This window comes from Paenibacillus sp. FSL F4-0125, assembly GCF_038008565.1.
Lineage (GTDB): Bacteria > Bacillota > Bacilli > Paenibacillales > Paenibacillaceae > Paenibacillus_AQ.
This window is the reverse complement of the sequence record NZ_JBBOZJ010000001.1, coordinates 1,021,292-1,041,595: the sequence shown is the minus strand read 5'-3', so window position 1 is coordinate 1,041,595 and position 20,304 is coordinate 1,021,292. Positions and strand designations below refer to the sequence as shown.

General features: G+C 43.2%; 20 protein-coding genes. 6 read left to right on the top strand and 14 right to left on the bottom strand.

All coding sequences use genetic code 11. The annotated features are described in order from the left end of the window. Positions 1 to 17: 17 nt before the first annotated feature. Positions 18 to 824, bottom strand: coding sequence for an AAC(3) family N-acetyltransferase (locus tag NST74_RS04580; RefSeq protein ID WP_341110621.1), 807 nt, complete (start codon positions 822 to 824; stop codon positions 18 to 20). 166 nt (positions 825 to 990) lie between these two features. Here NST74_RS04580 and NST74_RS04575 point away from each other — a divergent pair, with 166 nt between their 5' ends. Further along, positions 991 to 1,968, top strand: a complete 978-nt coding sequence (locus tag NST74_RS04575; protein WP_341110620.1) for a ring-cleaving dioxygenase — start codon at positions 991 to 993, stop codon at positions 1,966 to 1,968. 61 nt (positions 1,969 to 2,029) lie between these two features. On the opposite strand, the gene NST74_RS04570 is transcribed toward NST74_RS04575, so the two are convergent. Continuing rightward, the gene (locus NST74_RS04570; RefSeq protein ID WP_341110619.1) at positions 2,030 to 2,728 is read right to left on the bottom strand and encodes a YjjG family noncanonical pyrimidine nucleotidase; all 699 of its coding nucleotides are present in this window, start codon (positions 2,726 to 2,728) and stop codon (positions 2,030 to 2,032) included. Positions 2,729 to 2,897: 169 nt separating this feature from the next. Here NST74_RS04570 and NST74_RS04565 point away from each other — a divergent pair, with 169 nt between their 5' ends. Further along, positions 2,898 to 3,833 carry an MraY family glycosyltransferase gene (locus NST74_RS04565; protein ID WP_341110617.1) on the top strand — a complete coding sequence of 312 codons (936 nt, stop codon included), beginning with the start codon at positions 2,898 to 2,900 and terminating at the stop codon, positions 3,831 to 3,833. Positions 3,834 to 4,232: 399 nt separating this feature from the next. On the opposite strand, the gene NST74_RS04560 is transcribed toward NST74_RS04565, so the two are convergent. From NST74_RS04560 to NST74_RS04510, 11 genes are all read right to left on the bottom strand, one after another. Then, a complete protein-coding gene (locus NST74_RS04560) occupies positions 4,233 to 4,754 on the bottom strand; it encodes a mismatch-specific DNA-glycosylase (RefSeq protein WP_341110616.1) in 522 nt (173 codons plus the stop codon). Positions 4,755 to 4,792: 38 nt separating this feature from the next. Beyond that, positions 4,793 to 5,347: an RNA 2'-phosphotransferase gene (locus tag NST74_RS04555; protein ID WP_341110613.1), complete on the bottom strand. Its 555-nt coding sequence runs from the start codon at positions 5,345 to 5,347 to the stop codon at positions 4,793 to 4,795. Between the two features lie 30 nt (positions 5,348 to 5,377). Then, a complete protein-coding gene (locus NST74_RS04550; protein WP_341110611.1) occupies positions 5,378 to 5,764 on the bottom strand; it encodes a hypothetical protein in 387 nt (128 codons plus the stop codon). Between the two features lie 67 nt (positions 5,765 to 5,831). Then, entirely contained in the window at positions 5,832 to 6,635 is an 804-nt protein-coding gene (locus NST74_RS04545; protein ID WP_341110608.1) for a nucleotidyltransferase domain-containing protein, read from the bottom strand. Positions 6,636 to 7,011: 376 nt separating this feature from the next. After that, on the bottom strand, positions 7,012 to 9,033 hold the full coding sequence (locus tag NST74_RS04540; protein WP_341110606.1) for a hypothetical protein: 2,022 nt from the start codon (positions 9,031 to 9,033) through the stop codon (positions 7,012 to 7,014). After that, positions 9,008 to 9,910, bottom strand: coding sequence for an ABC transporter ATP-binding protein (locus tag NST74_RS04535; RefSeq protein ID WP_341110604.1), 903 nt, complete (start codon positions 9,908 to 9,910; stop codon positions 9,008 to 9,010). Before NST74_RS04535 ends, NST74_RS04540 begins: the two co-directional genes overlap by 26 nt. Further along, positions 9,903 to 10,292, bottom strand: coding sequence for a GntR family transcriptional regulator (locus NST74_RS04530; protein ID WP_076119847.1), 390 nt, complete (start codon positions 10,290 to 10,292; stop codon positions 9,903 to 9,905). The genes NST74_RS04535 and NST74_RS04530 overlap by 8 nt, the downstream gene beginning before the upstream one ends. A 167-nt stretch (positions 10,293 to 10,459) precedes the next feature. Next, positions 10,460 to 11,212, bottom strand: a complete 753-nt coding sequence (locus NST74_RS04525) for an amino acid ABC transporter ATP-binding protein (RefSeq protein WP_341110602.1) — start codon at positions 11,210 to 11,212, stop codon at positions 10,460 to 10,462. A gap of 15 nt (positions 11,213 to 11,227) precedes the next feature. Beyond that, positions 11,228 to 11,887, bottom strand: coding sequence for an amino acid ABC transporter permease (locus NST74_RS04520; protein WP_042124383.1), 660 nt, complete (start codon positions 11,885 to 11,887; stop codon positions 11,228 to 11,230). Between the two features lie 29 nt (positions 11,888 to 11,916). Continuing rightward, complete coding sequence (locus NST74_RS04515) at positions 11,917 to 12,687, bottom strand: amino acid ABC transporter substrate-binding protein (RefSeq protein ID WP_042124381.1); 771 nt, start codon at positions 12,685 to 12,687, stop codon at positions 11,917 to 11,919. A 210-nt stretch (positions 12,688 to 12,897) separates the two neighbouring features. Continuing rightward, positions 12,898 to 14,007: a polysaccharide deacetylase gene (locus tag NST74_RS04510; RefSeq protein ID WP_341110599.1), complete on the bottom strand. Its 1,110-nt coding sequence runs from the start codon at positions 14,005 to 14,007 to the stop codon at positions 12,898 to 12,900. Between the two features lie 483 nt (positions 14,008 to 14,490). Here NST74_RS04510 and qoxA point away from each other — a divergent pair, with 483 nt between their 5' ends. From qoxA to qoxD, 4 genes are read left to right on the top strand one after another with little or no spacing between them, the layout of a single operon-like run. Further along, complete coding sequence (gene qoxA / locus NST74_RS04505) at positions 14,491 to 15,486, top strand: cytochrome aa3 quinol oxidase subunit II (protein WP_042124378.1); 996 nt, start codon at positions 14,491 to 14,493, stop codon at positions 15,484 to 15,486. Positions 15,487 to 15,524: 38 nt separating this feature from the next. After that, positions 15,525 to 17,468, top strand: a complete 1,944-nt coding sequence (qoxB, locus tag NST74_RS04500; protein ID WP_042124376.1) for a cytochrome aa3 quinol oxidase subunit I — start codon at positions 15,525 to 15,527, stop codon at positions 17,466 to 17,468. After that, complete coding sequence (gene qoxC, locus NST74_RS04495) at positions 17,465 to 18,061, top strand: cytochrome aa3 quinol oxidase subunit III (protein ID WP_042124373.1); 597 nt, start codon at positions 17,465 to 17,467, stop codon at positions 18,059 to 18,061. The genes qoxB and qoxC overlap by 4 nt, the downstream gene beginning before the upstream one ends. 4 nt (positions 18,062 to 18,065) lie before the next feature. Continuing rightward, positions 18,066 to 18,356: a cytochrome aa3 quinol oxidase subunit IV gene (gene qoxD, locus NST74_RS04490; protein WP_036680878.1), complete on the top strand. Its 291-nt coding sequence runs from the start codon at positions 18,066 to 18,068 to the stop codon at positions 18,354 to 18,356. Positions 18,357 to 18,430: 74 nt separating this feature from the next. Here qoxD and NST74_RS04485 read toward each other — a convergent pair whose 3' ends face one another. After that, positions 18,431 to 20,137 (bottom strand): methyl-accepting chemotaxis protein, encoded by a 1,707-nt coding sequence (locus NST74_RS04485; protein ID WP_341110596.1) that lies wholly within the window; start codon positions 20,135 to 20,137, stop codon positions 18,431 to 18,433. Positions 20,138 to 20,304 lie beyond the last annotated feature (167 nt).

Genomic DNA, 20,304 nt, shown 5'->3' with positions numbered 1-20,304 from the left:
AATGCTTTATGGCCATTCTAAGGCTGTTCACGTCTAGTCTTTGGAAGCGGATCTGGTTTGGTTTCACCATGCAGCGGTTCATTATCCGAGAAAAGATCCGGATTTCCCTTCAACATCTGACTCAGAATATTCGTAGTTTCTACCGTCCCGCATACCCTAACCAGCGCATCCCCAAATTTCCCCTTTCGCATGGCACCACCTTCCTCAAGCTCGCGTTCCACTTTCCAAAAATGCTCCGACCACGAGAGACCACAATGTCTGCGGGAAGGCACCATGATTTCATCTCCATCCGGTGTCACCGTGTATAGCTCCTCATGGCTATCCGTCATTCTGCCTGGAATATCGACCCACTCTTCAATGCCATGAATGAACGTATTCCGCCGCAGATCAACGCCCAGCAGTACAATTTCCGCCTTCCGATCAAGCAGCTTGCCCCATGCTGAGCCACGGGCACACGGCGTATCCCAGCGTTCATCCCCCCTAGTGAACTGCTCAGCATCTGCACCTAAAGCCGCTACAGAATGTGTCGGATGCCAAGAGCGAATGACATCAGGACGTTTACGAAACAGTTCCGGTAATATACCTACACAAGATGGGGAATCTAGAACTGAGAACCGCGGATTATCCGCATTAATATAAGCCCATGTATGTGTTGGCAATACGAGCAGTCCGTCCTTCATATATTCACTGAGTACATCCAGTACTGTGTTCGCACCTCCATCTACTTCGCCAACGCTTTTTAATGAAGAGTGGACCAGAATGGTTCCGTGTGGATCAAGATTCAGCTCCTGCAATTGTTTCATCAAGCTAGTTGTTGTGTGCATTGTACGCTCTCCTTATGTATGGAATAGATTTTGCGATTCATAAATATAAACTTGCAATTGTTTTGATTTACTATTAAAATTATAGTAACTTAATAATATTCACTAATTATAGAACGATCACAATATAACTTGCTCACATTCAGCATTTACACGGAGGTAATTTCACATGACTTTAACATTAAAAGGACTGCACCACGTATCCGCAATTACAGGCAAAGCGCAGGAAAACTTCAAGTTCTACACCGAAGTCCTTGGACTGCGTCTCATTAAAAAGACAGTAAATCAGGATGATATTTCAGTGTACCATTTATTCTATGGTGATGAGAAGGGTAATCCCGGAACCGAATTAACTTTCTTTGAACTCCCGATGGCGGGCCGCAACCGTGAAGGTAATAACAGCATCTCCGCTCTCTCTCTTCGAGTACCGAGCGATGCCGCACTTACCTATTGGGAGCAACGCTTCACTGAGCTTAACGTAGAGCACGGAACGATTCAAACACTCGGCGGTCGCCAGACTTTATCCTTCCGCGATCACGAAGGGCAACGTTTCATTCTCGTATCTGACGAAACTGATTACGGTGTAGCCGGCGGAACGCCTTGGGGCAAAAGCCCAGTACCTGCTGAGTACGGGATTATCGGTCTAGGTCCCGCACATCTTACTGTTGAAAGTGCAGAGCATACAGCGGTTGTACTGGAGCAATTGCTTGGCTTCCGCCGCAAAGGCACTTATCCTTCAAGCGTAGCGGGCCAGCCAGATGTGCTCGTATTCGAGACTGGAGAAGGCGGTTCGGGCGCAGAAGTTCACCTGGAGGAACGTAATGATCTAGATCAGGAGCATTTAGGACGAGGTGGTGTGCACCATGTCGCATTCCGCGTGGATAATGAGGAGGAATTGAAGCAATGGGTCGAACATATACGCACAGCTCAGCTTCCTAACTCCGGATTCGTGGATCGTTTCTACTTCCGCTCCCTTTATTTCCGTGAGCCTAACGGTATTCTTTTTGAACTGGCTACTGACGGACCTGGTTTTGCTACTGATGAACCGATGGAAAGTCTTGGCGAATCCCTTGCTTTGCCACCTTTTCTTGAATCCAAACGCGAGCAAATCGAAGCTTATCTTAAACCGCTGAATACTCGGCAGTAAGATTCTTCAGTTCATTTAACAAAAGGTGTGAGTCGCATATGCGCTCACACCTTATTTTTCATTAAAGAATAGCTGTCTTCCCTACAATGTCTAATAGCTCCGACAGATCTCGAATTTCATATTTCGGTTGAACAGCCGACGTGTTCTCTTTACCCAACGGGTTAAACCAGCAAGTATCGATCCCATAATTGATTCCGCCTTGGATATCAGAGGTTAAGGAGTCACCAACAATCAGCACTTTTTCCTTATCCGAAATCCCCAATTTAGCAAAAGCATAATCAAAAATCCCTGTCTCCGGCTTCTGACAGCCAGCCTCCTCAGAAATAATGATCTGCTCAAATGTTTCACTAAGCGGCGAACCTTGAATTCTGGAGGTTTGCACTTCTTTAATTCCGTTCGTGATGATTGCTAATCGGCAGTCCGCAAGTTCCCCGCACAGCTCAATCGCTCCCTGAATCAGAAAAGTTCCCTCGCCTAAGAAACGTAGATAGGCTTCACTAAAAGCCTCAGGATTCAGCTCCAGCGCATTTGCAGCAAATAACCGATTGAACCGTTCCACACGTAATGCCGCCGAACTAATCTTCCCTTGCTCCAAATCCCGCCACAGCGCATGGTTGATCTCCTGATAACTTGCAGCATAGTCCTCAGCACCTGTTGGCAAACCGAAGTGTAAGAATGCGTTAGATAGTGCGTGGCTTTCTGCCATTCCGTAATCAAACAGTGTATCATCAGCATCGAATAAAATAACGTCGTATTTCATACAATATCCCCCAAAACTCTTTTCTCAAAAAGGTACTACAGTGATACAATCAAGTCAACTTATCAGTCAGACGACAAAAATTTACTTTTTTAAGGTAGTTTTAAGCGAACTGTGTTATTTTAAAAAGAAAACGGTGGTGAGCGTCATATTATACGTTTTATCGTTTCTAATGTCTTTTTCTATCGTATACTTTCTAATTCCGCCGCTCGGCAGACTGGCTTTCCGGCTTGATTTTGTGGACAAGCCTCGTCAAGACGTTGAGCGTAAAATCCATAGAGAACCTATACCGCTAACGGCCAGTTACGCCATATTCATCGGATTCTTTATCACTTATCTGGTATTTGCCCGTGAATTCTCCATGGAGACTGTCGCACTGTTTGCAGGAGGCGTGCTGCTGCTAACCATAGGTACCATAGATGACTGGTACAAAACAAAGGGTAAAGATTTCCCGGCACTGCCAAAAATGATTGTTCAGGTTAGTGCTGCTGTCCTTGTATATCTTTCTGGCAACGCATTTACAGGCTTCTACAACCCCTTCTCAGAGGATTATATCGTTCTACCCGTAGTATTACAGTTTCTGCTGACGATTATCTGGATCTTTGGCGTAACCACTGTCATTAATTTCTCGGACGGCATGGATGGTTTGGCTGGTGCTTTGACGGCTATTTCAGCTATAACACTATTTATTGTCGCATTAACTAAGGGGCAATCCTCTTCTGCGATTATGGCGATTGCACTCGTCGGCGTTACCATTGCTTATCTACGCTATAATAAACCGCCTGCCAAAATCTTTATGGGCGACGCCGGGGCAACCTTCCTCGGTTTTATTCTTGCGGTAATAGCACTCGACGGCGCGTTTAAGCAAGCCACAGCCCTGTCGCTATTCATCCCGATTCTGGCGCTGGGCGTTCCGATCTTCGACAATATTTTCGTCGTCGTCAAGCGCTTTATCCAAGGCAAGTCTATTTATCAGGCTGATGCTACCCAGGCTCATTACCGCCTGCTCCGTGCAGGTCTAAGCCAGAAGCAAGTCGTTGCCGTGTTATGCTTGATCAGCGTTTGTCTATCTTTATCCTCTATCATTCTGTTGTTGATCGAGACTTGATGTATTGTTGGCGAAGGAATATCGTTATAAACAAAGTATCATCAAGAAGGCCATTGAAGTAATAAAAACAAGCAAGTTTCCAGTATGGAGACTTGCTCGTTTCTTGTTTGAAGCTACTTGAAGAATCCGGATTATTATGGTCCTCGGGATCTAAGTTGGGCTGTGGTGCGTACGCCGATCTAACTAACCTTGGGGCTGTCTGACCCAGGAAGCGTTATTCGTCGACGATTCCCTTCCAATAACGACACCTGAGTCCGTTAGCTACACTCGCAAATTCTCAATTCAATGATTCCACTAATCGAACCTCCACTTAGTTCACTAATCAATGTTCTACTCAGTGTATCTACTCATATCCCAAATTTAACTCCCTGCCTACGCATCCAAACACATCACATCATCTCAGATGTCACTTTCTTGCGTAAACTCAGCCAATCTACTGTAAATGCGAATGATCTCATCCATCGGCATTCTAACCAATCCACTGGAAGAGGGGGCGACGAATTCACGTACACCATCTACCGTAGGAGACACATCTCCCTGGAATCCCCAATCGACTTTTTTTCTCCGGCTAAACTCTGTATATACACCTTTTCCAACGAAGCAAGCCACCTGTGGGCGATATAACTCCAGCTTGGAGCGAAGCAATTCGCGACCCTCATTATATTCCTCACGAGTAATATCATCGATTCCGCGTGTAGGCCTAGCAACAATGTTCGTAAAACCATAACCCAGCTTAAGCAGCTCCCCGTCCTCAGAAGCGTCGTACAACCCAGGCGTAAGTCCCGACTGATGCAAGATTCTCCAGAAATTATTACGCGGATTTGCGTAGTGATGCCCCACTTCACCTGAGCGGATACTCGGGTTAAAACCTATAAATACGATCTGTAGTCCGTGATCTAAATGATCTGGAATTTGATCCATGTGATTTTACCTCCTACCAAAACAACGCTCTTATTTCCCTATTGGGTGTAAATACTAAGACAGGAAGGCGGAACTGGTGCCGCCAGCCAGACCTCATTACCTGCATAATAAAAGGTTACACCCATTTGACCAGCGCTAATCGTATCAACAGTCAGCAAAATCAATTTCCCTCTACGACTTCCAGCCAGACTGGCAAAATGTGTCCCCTCGGACAAATGAACATACTGCCGTCCCATTGGTCGGAGTCCTTCCTCCATAATGACAGGAAGCGCACCAGAGTGGGTACCGTGATATAGCGTAGGTGGAGGAGTCCCCGGCTCATAAATGATTTTCGTATGGCTATGCCCATACCGCGCTTTGATTCGTTCACCTTCAATTTCAAACCGTTGCTTCTCACAGCCTGCAACCACTTGCCGAATATCTCCCGCAGTTACCTCAGACCATCTAGGAGACTTCACAAGCACGGACAGCAATTCGTCTAACGTACAGGAACCATCCTCAGGGTCCAAAATAAGGCCATACTGCTCTGGAGTATGCCGGAGCAATTTAGTCATAAATTTGCTTAACGACACTTCTGTAGCGTTGCTCAACATTATATTACCACCTCTATTCACAACTCATTTCTATTCTTCTACAGCCGCATTCCGGAGCTTCTCCTCCATTTCCATTATCCACGAGGTAACATCTCGCCCTGATCTTTCAGCCTCACGCAGCTTTTCCAATAGATATTCCCGATCCAGCAAAGCAGCTTCAGCGACATGGGCATATTGGGAGGAAATCAGCTCACGTGCTTTCAAGTTCCACGGTACGATCTCCGCGTCTAGGAGCACCAAATCGGTGTTATTGTTCGCAAAATAATTCGCCTGTACAAGATCTTCGTTCAGCCTGCGTAACACTTCCGATTCAGTATCCCTATCAAAAAAAGCTCGGCCTGTACGTGTATAAATCGTGCCTAGCGTCGGTCTGCCCATATGTTTTTTCTCCGCAATCATTGCCTTAACAACCTGCACCTGCCGCCTTGATGATTAAATGCATAAACTTCACCTCTCCTTAATTAACAATTATTGAAATTCTGATTTACCAGCTCCACTGCCCCGTTTCCCCCCAGACCTCTATCAGTGCTGATCGGAACAAGACATCTAACGCTTCATCCATAACACCTACGCTCTGTTCAAAAGCAGAAGCAACCGCCTCGTAATGAGCAATTCTCTCCTCCAAATAAGTATTGATTACATCCAAGCGCAGCTCCAGATTTAGTTCCTCACCTGACATTTTGCGAGATAACAGGTTCTGAACGGTTTCCTGTAATTCAGAACCATGTGGAATCAGATCCTGTACAAGAATGTTAAAATCGAGTGGTGGCACTTCGTTATATTTTTCAATCCAAGCGCATGCTAAGAGTGGTCTTAATACGTAAAAATATTTCTTAATCTTAACCTCACTGCCTTGCAGATAATCCCGGTAATTTCCCCGCGCCATGTTCAAATAGTGGTAAATACATGATTTTGGCGAAAAGCTTTGTGGTGAGAGCGCACGGATCTTTTCGGCTACAGCGTATTTCTCTTCATAGCGGATAGGAGACTCTAACCATTCCAACAGAGGCGGATTAGATTTACGAAATAGATTAAGCCCCTTCTTCAAGTCCCAACCGTTAATATCAAGCATCTCACTGATCGGCCGCTCTATTACATCTCTGTGCTCAAAAATGGATAAATACGCCTCAGGTCTCCGTATGTATAGGAATCTAACATCATAATCACTATCCTTGGATGGAAACCCCCAGGCCCGGCTACCCGATTCACACGCATACAGAATGCGAACATTTTCTTCAGATTCGATAGTCCGAAGCTGCTGAATGACCGATTGATGAATCCCCTTCATCTTAATTCCTCCCTTTTAACTTCTGAATATGCAAAAAAGACCACGGACTCCATCGTCCATGGTCGGGCTTCAACCTGATTACAGTTATATTTACCGAGTAATAATGAAATGTTATTTATCCGGAAATGAATACACTGGTTCTGAGGTTGACCTGTAAGCCAAGGTGAGAGATGGACGAACATATGAAAAAAAATTATACGAAAACGAAAGCTGATTATTCTTATTCTCATTCATCTGTCCTTACCCCCTGATCATTTTGTATACACTCAGTTCCATTTATTACCTAACATATCTCCAAAAGCATAATCTAACTATCCAGTTTCTGTCAACCAGTAGTCTTTTCTCTGTAGTCTTCTACTTACCACTATCCCTTACCTTATTTCAGTAATGCCTTCAATTCAGGCGTCATATCGGACGCTTTTAACATAACGAAATCACTATAACCCTCTTTATACAGCAGCTTCACAATGTAGTTGCCATTCTCAACTCCATAATTGAAACGATGATCTAAAATATCCGTTAATAGCGTCTTATCCTTCGTAACAACTGTACGATTCTTTTCACGTGCAAGCACTACTCTTTGTTCAGGACTGGTAGGATTCTTAGGTGTTTGCTTATCCATAAAGTCATCTTTTATTATCTCTGCCGATTGTATATCTTCAGCGGTTGTCCGGATTTTATCCGCATATCCTTTATCAATCATCCATTTCTCTAACTCATGAAAAGATGACTTCCACGGATAATAATAACCATAACTTGAAGTTGGCTGATTACTTTCCTCTTTTACCTTTACCTCTGTTTGGATATTAGCCACATCAGGTTTTCTGTCCTTGTCTATCTGTACTTCGTAGGACATATTCAAAATTTCACGTTTAATAATCGTCTTTAGCTCTGAAATTTGTGAAGGATCAGAGACCGCCACCTTCTTATTCCTGTTGGTAATCCACATATAATCCAGATCTCTATCTAACAGAGTTAAATTATACTTTTCTTCCTTGAAGTCCTCGGTCTCCTTAATCGTCTTAAGTTCTGCTTCGAATCCCTTGTCAGGAATCCAGTATTCCCTCACTAGCTTGTCACCGTTCTCCAATTGATAGGCCAGAGTAAAATATTCATAAACGTATTGTTGTGAATTAAGCTCTGGGCGTACTGCAACTACCGCTTGATGAAGTTTACGGACAGCTTCTATATAATCTTTATTATTGGAAAATGGGTCCTGCCCCATATAGGGTGTAGTGTATAAATCATCCGTTGGGGTATACATCCGATAGTTAGATCCCATATAAACACCGCTAATCTTATCACTAGAAGGCACTCTAGCTTCATACCCGGTAACACTTGATACTGGGATATACACAAGCAGCCCTAACATTACTGCATAAACTGCAAACTCGGCTACCACTTTACGCGTCATAATCTGCCAAGTTTTCCGAATAATCATTTCTGCAGCAATATAACCAATAATGGCTCCAATGGCATATCCACTAATCACCCAGCCCATTTGCTGTTGCTTCATTTGTGCAAAATAATTACCGGAAATAAGCATGGCACATAACATAACCCCTGCTTTAAACAGCGGGTTGAAATATCCAAAAGCGATAGCCTGACCAGCTTTTTCCGTATTACGTTTACGGTATAAAAGATAGGATAATCCAATAAACAAAAGTGACAATACACCATAAACCCATAATTCTGTATTGGTGAATGGTTTGCCGGTATAATAATATACAATATGAACAAAGGGAGACCACATCTGCAAACTAGAATCACGTAAGTTTACATTTGCATTCGCATAACCATAAAGATACATGGCTAAATGACTATTGATTAATGAGATCAGTACAGCAGGCAGAATAAGCAAAATATAAATGATAATTCCCTGAAGAATAGATTGACCTGTGCATATTCCCACAAAAACACTAAAGCAGAAGAGAAACAAAGTCAGAATACTAACTGTGATACACCATTGCCAAATATCTGCGCCTTGAAAAATATAAAAATTCCCACTCCATGACTTAACAACCGCAACCACCCCAGCAGTTAACCAAACCGGTAGCAACAGTAAGGTAAGTCCACTTGTCAGATGAGCTGTAAATAAATGCTCTCTGCGTAAAGGCAAGCTATGCCAAAGATCTGAGGGTGATTTCGCCTGAAGGTATCTAAATAAGAATAGTCCAGCCGCAACAGGAATCGTAATAATGAACAATGCTTGCACACTACCAGCGATTCGAAATAAATGCTCAATTTCCTGCGGCTTTGCATTTGGATTGTTGCTCATGAAGAGCTGCAATGGAAGTGCGAACAATAAGCCAAGTGCATATATAATCCCTATCCAGCCGTGCTGACGGAAGTTTTGACGAAAAACACTGCTATTAAAGTAGTAACGGCTGCGCGTCATATCCGACATCCCCCATTTCATAAATAAAGATCTCTTCTAACGTCAATGGAAGCAAATCGAATACGTATGGCTCGTATACCTGAAAAGCCGCTTTGATCCGTTCACGGTCCCCTTTTACAATGAATAGGTTCACACTTCCCCGGCGCTCTTGATGCAGAATTTGCAGCTTCGCTGCTAACGGAATTTCATGCCGTTCATCTCGGAATGCCACTTGAATCTTATGTGTATCCGCCTTAAGATCATCGAGATCCTTCTCAATCAGCATTTTCCCGCCGTGCATAATTCCGACATGATCGCACAGGTCCTCAATCTCACGAAGGTTATGCGAAGATATGATTACTGTCAGCTCGCGTTCAGCTACCTCCTGAAACAGCAGATTTTTGATCTGACGCCGCATGACCGGATCTAACCCGTCAATCGGTTCATCCATAATAAGCACATCCGGCATACAGCTTAAACATAACCAGAATGACGCTTGCCGCTGCATTCCTTTGGAGAAACGACTAAGCTTACGCTTCTTATCGAGCTGAAATACAGTTCCCAAATCTTCAAAACGCTTCTGATTCCAACTCGGATAGATCGAGCGATAAAAGGCTGCCATTTGTAGCATTGTAGATTGTGGGAAAAAGTACGGAGAATCCGGCATAAAAATAATCCGTTGCTTAGACTTCGGGTGTTCGAACACCACTTCACCATCCACCTTCACAGTCCCTTTATCTGGAGAGTAAATACCCGCCAAAGTCTTCAGCAGCGTAGTTTTACCCGCGCCATTAGACCCGAGCAGCCCATATATGGTTCCTTTATGTACTGTTAAAGAGATATCGTCGACTGCCTTCTCGCCTTGAAATAACTTGCTGACTCCTCGAATCTCAATCATCGCTCTTCCCTCCTTCTCTCTGCTTCCCCACTTGTTCGTACAATGAACTAATCTCAGCTGCGGTGAATCCAAGGTATACCGCTTCCGCCATCAGTCTGAGGAGCGCATCTCGGACTTCAGCTTTTTTGGCCTCATTTTGTTCCTTTTTCATCGGGGCTACAAAACTGCCTTTCCCCTGCAATGAATAGATATACCCTTCACGCTCCAATTCACGATAAGCCTTCTGAATCGTATTGGGATTCACGGTTAGCTGTTGGGATAATGTCCTTACCGAGGGCAGTTGTTCATCAGTCTGCAAAATACCATGTAAAATCATCTCCTTGACCTTGTCGGTCAGCTGCTCATAAATCGGCTTGCGACTGCGAACATCCAATTCGAACATAATCTTCCTCCTCCCACTATCTTACAATAAACCCATTATGACGTGTATTAACTGTACTACTATTATTAGTACAGTTTGTTCTTTATGTCAACGCAAAAAATCCCCGCAGTTATATAACCACTGCGGGGATTTTTTCTCATAAATAGACAATTTATCAGCTGAGGTATTCACACCCTCGATTCTTGGCTCAGAAAAACCCGGGTTCGCTCCTGCTGCGGATTGTCAAAAATATGCTCCGGTGTTCCAGACTCCGTTATCTCACCGTTATCCATGAATATCACACGATCCGCTACGTCACGAGCAAAGTTCATCTCATGAGTGACAACAATCATCGTCATCTTCTCCTCAGCAAGCTGACGGATAACACGTAGCACCTCACCTGTAAGCTCGGGATCAAGCGCGGAGGTGGGTTCATCAAATAATAAAATATCCGGATTCAGCATTAACGCTCTCGCAATGGCAACCCTCTGCTTCTGTCCACCGGAGAGATTAGCAGGATACACATCCGCTTTTTCAACAAGACCTACCTTAGAGAGCAAGTCCTTGCTTCTAGCCGTAATCTCCTTCACGCTCTCCCGCTTCAGCATCCTTGGAGCTAGCTCTAGGTTGCCCCGCACCGTTAGGTGTGGAAATAAGTTAAAGTGCTGAAACACCATTCCCATGGACGCCGTGATTTCACGAATATTTGCTCCACTAGCGTATTTCCCATTCTCAACGAGCGGCTTGCCTTGGATCGAGATGCTTCCGCCTGTAACTTCCTCTAGATGTACTAAACTCCGTAGCATCGTACTCTTACCTGAACCCGAAGGCCCGATAACAGCAATAGCTTCACCCGCCTCGATATTGAAATTAACCTTCTTCAATACATCCAAATTGCCGAAGGATTTCTGTAAATCCCTTACTTCTATCATGCTACTCATATTCGGACAGTCCTTCTACTCGAATTTAAAACGTTTCTCCAGTGCTTTGAAGAATAAAGTAAGCACCAGCGTCATCAGTAAGTAAATCACTCCCGCTACTACAAAGGGAGTTACTGTAAAGTCTCGATTAACTGCTGTTTTGGCATAGTTCAGTAGCTCAGGTACAGCAACGGCATACAGTAGTGCCGTATCTTTTACTAATGAAATTGATTCGTTGGCCACAGCTGGCAAAGCTACTCTGAACATTTGTGCCAGAATTACCTTACGCAGCGTTTGCCATTTACTCAGCCCGAGCACCTTAGCTGCTTCATGCTGCCCTTTATCAATGGAGAGCATGCCCCCACGGAAGATCTCTGCAAAATATGCTCCATAGTTAAGAATAAATCCAAGACTCGCCGCAACGAAGCGGTCCATGACCAGATACTGACCAATCACCGGAATCTGTGGTAAGCCAAAGCAAAAAAATAACAATTGCAGTAAAAGAGGGGTTCCCCGCATGACATAAATATAAGTATGTGCAATCCATGCCAAGGGTTTGATCACACTCTTCGCCATCAAAGTGACTAGGAACCCGAGCGGAATCGACACTAAAATAACAATAAGGAACAATAAAACAGTTGTACGTGCGCCTTCTAACATTGGCCCGGAAATTTGTATAATATAATCCATTTTCATTTCTCCAATAAACTCTGTATATTGACCTTCTATTTCAATACCTTATTTTCACCAAACCACTTTGTAGAGATCTTCTCAGCCGTTCCATCGTTGTTCATTTCATCCAAAGCCTTTTGAAGTTCTTCTAGCAGGGCTTCATTGCCTTTCTTTATTCCAATACCGTACTGCTCAGGAGCAAGCGATTCATCTAACAGCTTAAAGGTATTCGGCTCTTTTGACATATAATATCTAGCTACAACTTCATCAATCACAACACCGTCTAGACGCTTAGTCTTCAAGTCAGTGAGCGCTAGCACGTTATCCGGAAATTCCGATAGATTAGCAATTTGGTCTTTAATCGGATTAGCATTTAAAGCATCGGAAGCGGAGGATAGACTTTGAAGCCCTACCTCTTTACCAGCCAAATCCTCAAGCTTTGAAATAGAGGAATCCGCTAATACGACTACTACCTGACTATTCTCAAGATAAGGCTTCGTGAATAATACCTTTTCCTTGCGTTCATCTGTGATGGTATAGCCATTCCAAATCATATCAATACGACCACTATTCAGTTCTGACTCCTTAGCGGACCAGTCAATAGGCTGAAAAGTAATTTCTTTACCCATTTTTTCAGCTGCAGCTCTGGCGTAGTCGATATCAAACCCAACAATTTCATTGTTCTCATCTCTAAAGCCCATCGGAGCGAACTTATCATCAATCCCGATCACCAGCTTTCCATCCTTACTCCCAGAAGATGAGCAGCCTGATAAAGCTCCAATTACCATGATCATAAATAAGATTAGCAATGCATTTTTCTTCATCTCTTTTATCCCCCATCGTTGACACAACTGCGTGCGCTTTAGTTCGCTAATACGTTATCAGAGTATCATGATAACACGACAGATTAACTACGTCGATAGATTAGAGAAGCCTACATGTGTCAAATCTACAAAGATTCAGACAACAAAAAGAGACGACAGATTAGATCTGTCGCCTCAACGGTAGGAATCATTTGATCTTAGTATCCAGAATTAACGTTTATCATTCCAGAAGTTGTTAGGTTCCATATCCGAAGTAATAATATGAAACGCATAGCCTTCTTTCTTCAGCGTCTCTAGGATGCGTGGAAGAACTTTAAGTGTAGCCTTTTGATCATGCATTAGAACCACTGGGCTGCTCTTCTTCAGATTATGAACCTCTCTCATAACCGTATTATAGATGGAGTTACTATCATTCTTAAATCTCCAATCCTCAGAGTCAACGTTCCAATCCCACAGATGATACCCTTGTGTTAGTATCTTATCTCTATAAGATTTGGTTAAATAAGGTTTACTACCATAAGGTGTGCGAATCAATGTTGTACTTTGACCCGTAATCTTCTTCAGAATGGCATTATCGTCATTCATCTCTTTCAACGCAGAAGCAGGAGAAGCATAAAATTTATCTTTCACATGTGTCATACCGTGTAAACCAGGTGCATGTCCTTCCTTCACTAAGCGTTTCACTTGAGACGTATGTGCGTTCATGTTATTTCCTAGCATGAAGAACGTAGCTTTCGCATCATACTTAGCTAAGATATCCAGTAGTTGAGAGGTTGTGGCGGATGGGCCATCATCAAAGCTAAGATAAACAACTTTACCGTTCGTGCCTGTAGTTACATTTTGTTGCAAAGCTTTTTTATGTTGATTCACAAATGCAGCGTCGTCTAATTTAGCCCCGGAATTATGAACTCTTAATAAAGATTGAGCTGGTTTAAACGAAATTGAGAATCCAAGATAAGTTGTCATCTTCACCGGAACCATAGTTCTTCCATTTTTAATAAATGTATTCAGGGCGATTGTCTTTCCATTAGGAAGAAGAGCTGTTGCGTGATCATTCAGCAGTTTGATAGATCCATTATTTCCCTTAACATTAATTCCATCGCCCTGAGCGATTAGATGAAGATTCAGTTCCACAGACAAATCACGTAACGGAACAAAATATGTATCTTTTATCGACACTGCATCAATGTCAGTTAATTTATCATTTACACCTAATTTCAGGGACCCTGCACCAGCAGCATCTACTGAATCTATTTCTCGTACCAAACCAGTACATACGAACAATACTATAAATAATAGCCACACTTTCTTTTTAAACATCTCAAAAAATCTCCCATCTCGTATATTTATCTATAACATTACCATAGATTAATAGAGAGAAATTTGAGAGATTGTAACTTAATACATAATAATTTGTTACCCTTTTTGACACTCACAGATATTTCGACATTTTTCGCAAATGACGTATTCTAACTAATTCCTAACACACCAACAAAAATGGTTAAATTCCAGTCCTTTTGCGCAAAATAGATGTGTCCAAATTAGCAACTTTAGTAAATTATTGAACAAAGTTTGAACGGATTTAAATAACCAGCAAACGCCGTGGCTACAGTGATCTTTATCATATCATTAGGAACTTGTAACAAATTGATCACACATATTTAACTTGATCGCCATTTTTAAGGACTATTGTGGCTAAAATGGCAAAATAAGTCTTTTGCTTTCTTTCTCATTAATTCTTACTATATATGAAGGTAATGATGAGGGTTAATTAATAGAAGTATTGAAGGAAGGAGCTTAAGCATGAAGAAAAAGGGACCGTTATACGCTTTATTTCTCAGCCTAATTTTACTCTTGCCAGGATGCAGTTCAATCGCTGTTCTGAATCCGAAGGGGCCGGCTGCGAGAACTCTGTCTGACACGATCATCCTCTCCATTGTTGTGATGCTCGGTGTTCTAGCAGTTGTCTACATTTTATATGTCTTCGTACTATTGAAATACCGCGCTAAGAAAAGTAACGAAGATTATATTCCTCCTCACGAGGAAGGAAACAAATGGCTGGAGGCCATCTGGATTACGATTCCGATTATTATCGTGGCATTCCTCTCCGTGGTCACTGTCAAAACCACAGTAGATGTAGAAAACGTTGCAGCGGATTATAAAGATCAGAAACCGCTTGTAATCTATGCTTCCTCCTCCAACTGGAAATGGCACTTCAGCTATCCAGAGGAAGGTATTGAAACTGTAAACTACGTGAACATTCCAGTTCACCGTGCTGTCGAGTTCAGATTGTACTCTTTCGGTACGATCTCAAGTCTCTGGATCCCACAATTGGGAGGACAGAAATATGCGATGAGTGACATGCTTACAACACTGCATCTTTCAGCAGATACTGTAGGTTCTTATACCGGAAGAAATGCGAACTTTAATGGTAAGGGTTTTGCCCACATGGAGTTTGAAGCCCTTGCGATGACTGATAAGGACTATCAGGAATGGGTAAAAGACGTTAAAGAAACAGCAGGTCCATTGACCGAAGATGAATTCAAAAATCTTTTGAAAATGGAATATGTCGGACGTAAAACGTACACCAATACTCACTTATCCTTTAGCCCTCCTCCGGGAGATCATGGCGACCATATGAGTAATAATGGCACCGAAATGGATATGGATAATGGAACGACGGAACACCAGGATAATAAAGAAATTCACCCGACTCCTGCACCATCTAGCGAGACGGAATTCAACAGTGAACCTAATCCAGAACTGGATGAACAAAGCACTACACATGACGGACATTAGTCAATGTTAATTGAGCAACTTGAAAGGAGCGATTCCTAATGGATTGGGATAAATTTAAGGTCCACGGCGAACCCCTGATTTACGGGGCAATGGCAAGTATTGTTCTGGCTACAATCGGGATTATCGTCGGCCTAACCTATTTTAAAAAATGGGGATATTTATGGCGCGAATGGTTAACTACCGTTGACCACAAACGTATCGGGGTTATGTATATCCTCGCTGCGCTACTAATGCTTTTCCGCGGCGGCGTTGACGCTATTATGATGAAGCTACAAACCGCAGCCCCAGACATGAAATTTCTTGACGCACAGCATTACAACGAGGTATTTACAACACACGGCTTGATCATGATCCTCTTTATGGCCATGCCGTTTATTATCGGTCTGATGAACGTTATCGTACCGCTACAAATCGGTGCCAGAGACGTTGCCTTCCCACGTCTTAACGCCGTCAGCTTCTGGCTCTTCTTCTTCGGAGCAATGCTGCTTAACATCTCTTTTGTTATCGGGGGATCACCAGATGCTGGTTGGTCTGCGTACTTCCCGCTGGCAAGTATAGAGTTCAGTCCAACGGTGGGTAACAACTACTACTCACTCGCGCTGCAAATATCAGGTATCGGTACACTCATCACAGGCGTTAACTTTATTGTAACGATTCTGAAGATGCGTGCTCCTGGCATGAAGCTGATGAAAATGCCAATGTTTACATGGTCTGTACTAATCACGAACGTAATTATCGTATTCGCATTCCCAGTGCTTACGGTAGCGCTCGCTTTGATGATGTTCGACCGGTTATTCGGCTCTCAATTCTTCACGATGGCCAACGGCGGTATGGATATGTTATGGGCCAACCTTTTCTGGGTATGGGGGCATCCAGAAGTATATATCGTTGTACTACCTGCCTTCGGTATTTATAGTGAAATTATCGCCACCTTCTCCAAAAAGAACCTGTATGGATATACATCCATGGTCTTTAGTATGTTGATCATCTCCCTCTTGTCCTTCTTAGTATGGGCTCACCATTTCTATACAATGGGTCAAGGCGCTATGGTTAACAGTTTCTTCTCGATTACTACCATGGCCATTGCTGTTCCAACAGGTGTGAAAATATTTAACTGGCTATTCACCTTACGAAAAGGGCGAATATCATTTACGACGCCGATGCTGTATTCGCTCGCCTTTATCCCGATCTTTACGATCGGTGGGGTAACAGGTGTCATGCTGGCTATGGCCAGCGCCGATTATCAGTACCATAATACAATGTTCCTGGTAGCGCATTTCCACTACGTTCTCATTCCAGGTGCTGTATTCGCCGTAATCGCAGGTTTCCACTACTGGTTCCCTAAAGTATTCGGCTTCCGTCTAAACGAACGTCTTGGTAAACATGCCTTCTGGTGGATTATTATTTCCTTTAACGTATCGTTCTTCCCACTGTTCCTTCTCGGACTTAAGGGAATGACACGTCGACAATACACTTATTCTGCGGATACCGGATTTGGTCCGCTCAGTATGGTCTCGTTCATAGGGGCGATAGGTCTTACAGTCGGATTTGTAATTCTGGTGTATAACATCTACTGGAGTACACGTTATGAACCAAGAGATACAAATGGAGATCCATGGGATGCACGTACACTGGAGTGGGCAACGAAAAGTCCGATTCCAGCTTACAACTTCGCAGTGGTTCCAACCGTAAAAACACGCGATGCCTACTGGTTCTCTAAACAAGATAAAGTACCTCTATACGAAGACAAGATTACTAAGATCCATATGCCAAGCAATACAGGAAAACCATTTATTCTGGGTGTTATCTTCTTCGTTGCAGGATTCTCTCTGGTATTCAGTCTCTGGATTCCAGCCATTATCTCCGGAGTTGGTATCCTCATCGTTCTAGCTGCTATGTCCTTTGATCGGGATCACGGATTCTACATCCCAGCAGAAGAAGTTATTGCTACTGAAAAGAAATTGCGGGGTGAGACAGTATGAAAATAGATGCGTCTAAGCCGCTTGAGTACTCAACAGAGGAGAATAGTAATAAAATCTTTGGCTTCTGGGTCTTTCTAGGAGCAGAGATTGCACTGTTCGCTACGTTGTTCACTGTTTACTTTGTAATGGTAGACCGCTTCGCTAGCGGCCCTAGCGGGCCGGACCTCTTTGAAATTGGTCCAGTGATGATCGAAACATTGCTGCTCTTGACAAGCTCGTTTACAATCGGTCTTGCAGTACATGCCATGCGGCATGGCTACCAAAAAGCCATGATGGTCTTCTTCGGACTAACCCTGTTAATGGGTCTCGGCTTCCTTGGTATTGAAATCACGGAGTTTGTCACTTATGTTCACGAAGGGGCTACACTTCAAACCAGTGGTTTCCTATCCAGTCTCTTTGTACTGCTGGGAACACACGGAGCTCACGTATCGTTCGGGTTCCTGTGGGGTGCGGCTATTCTAATCCAGTTGAAGCGTCAAGGTATTAATCCGGCTACGGCCAATAAATCCTTTATCTTCTCGCTGTACTGGCATTTCTTGGACGTTGTCTGGATCTTTATTTTCAGCTTCGTCTATCTGAAAGGACTGATGTAGCATGATGAAGCAACTGTTTCCAATTCGCCATGTGATGGGTTTCTTAGCCTCTCTTGTCCTTTCTGTGGCTGCACTTGCCGTAATCTATCTGGATCTATCCAATACTGCAAACATGGCTATCCTGCTTGTTACAGCCCTCATTCAGGCTTCCCTGCAGCTCTTCCTGTTCATGCATATTGGAGAATCAGCGGATACCAAGAAAGAACTTTATATCAATATCGCCTATGCCTTATTCGTTGGCTTAGTTACGATCTTTGGTACGCTCTTCATCTTCGTATGGGGCTGGTATGCTTAATTCCATTCAATAACACACAAAAGGACGTCTCCAAAGCCTAAATGGCTCTGGGACGTCCTTTTTTTCATTTCGCGTTATAATCTAAATCGCGCTAAAGTCTTCTGCAGATCTTCCGCCAGCACCGCTAAATACTGAGCTGATGCGGACATTTCCTCCATAGCAGACAGTTGCTGCTGACTAGCTGCACTGGTGTCCTGAACACCCACTGCCCCTCTATTGGATATAGCATTGACCTGTTCCATTGCTGCCGCTACACCTTGTGACTCTAAGGAGACATGCGCAACCGCCTCTCTAATCTCTTCCGTCTGCAGCGTAGCCTCTTTAATGGAACTTTGAATCTCATGAAACGCTTGAGATACGAACTGACTTTGAACTACGCCGTTAGAGACTAGATCAGAGCCTGAAGCCATGGATTCTACTGCTTTTTCAGTTTGCTTTTGAATATGCGTAATAATATCTGTTACTTTCAGTGAACTGTTTCGCGTCGCTTCTGCAAGTCCCCGAATTTCTCCAGCAACTACAGCAAAGCCACGTCCATGTTCTCCAGCTCTCGCTGCCTCGATAGAAGCATTAAGCGCCAGCAAGTTTGTCTGTGTTGCAATTCCGTTAATCGTTGTAATAATTGTATTTATATCCTGAGACAGCTCCCCAAGGTTGCTAATAATCTCTTGGCTTTGAGTTACGCTGGAGTCGATTTCCTTCATCTGTTCAATGATGTTATCTACGGCGATTACCCCTCGATCTGTTGAACCAGAAGCAACTCCCATAAGGTCGGACATTTCAAAACTGCTACTTTCTACGGCCGAAATATTATTGGTCATAGCTTGTATAGACTGAGAGGTACGATTAATGCTTTCCGTCTGTTCATCAAAGCCCGCTGCAATCTCACCTGAAGATTCGGCGATCATTTGCGAAGCCAGCGAGGTCTGCTCAGCACTAGCGCTCATCTCTTGCGATGAGGCTGATAACAGCTCTGCACTCTCCGCGATACCTTGCATCATCTTTCGTAAGCTCTCCAGCATATTGTTAAATGAGCTATTAATTTGGCCGATTTCATCCTTAGCGGTATACGTTGCTATGACAGTTAAATCTCCATTTTCCGCCCGCTTCATTAAACCTTGCAGTTCCTTAAGCGGTTTCGTAATCAGTCGAATGATTGCAACACTAAGCACGATACAAATAATCCAAGAGAACGATATCAATACTATACTTTTAGTCTTCATTCTTTCAGCGGTAGCAGTGGACTCTAAGTTATATTCTCCAGCTCCCTTTAGCAACGAATCGCTTATTCCTTTAAGCATATTGATCATTTTCTCACGAGAAATACTAAAATCCCCCGTGAATACTTGAAAGGCCTCTTCTCTACCTTTGCTATCGGCAATCTGAATAATACTGTCCCTTTGTGCACGATAGTCTGTTAGGGAGGACTCATATTCCTTTATTTTGCTCAAAATGGCACTATCATTGTACTGGACGGTCTTCAGCTTGTTCAATAGATCATTATTTTCCTGAACTTTTCCCTTAATGCTCTCTAACAAGTCTTTGTTCTTGTTTGCATCAACGCTAATCAAACGCTCCAAAAGAAAGGCTTCAATGGCCCGATTATTTGTACGCATTTGCCCCACGTAAGAAATTGGCAACAAGTTTTCATTGTACGTCTCTTTTGTTTTTTGGGTCATTTTGTCCATGGTGGTAAAGCCAGTTATCCCCACGATGTTCAACATGACTACAGAAAATACTAAAAGAATCCCAATCTTAAACTTCACTTTCATATTCTTCATCTACATTCCGCCTTCACATAATCTAACTCACTATCTATTTTTATCGGTTAAAGAAGTGAATTGTTTGATGATTTTAAATAAAATTATGAATGAAATTGTCGAAAAAAAGTGTCTGTTGTCAAATATTGCAACGAACGAAAATAAAAACGGACACTCGATCCGCTAAT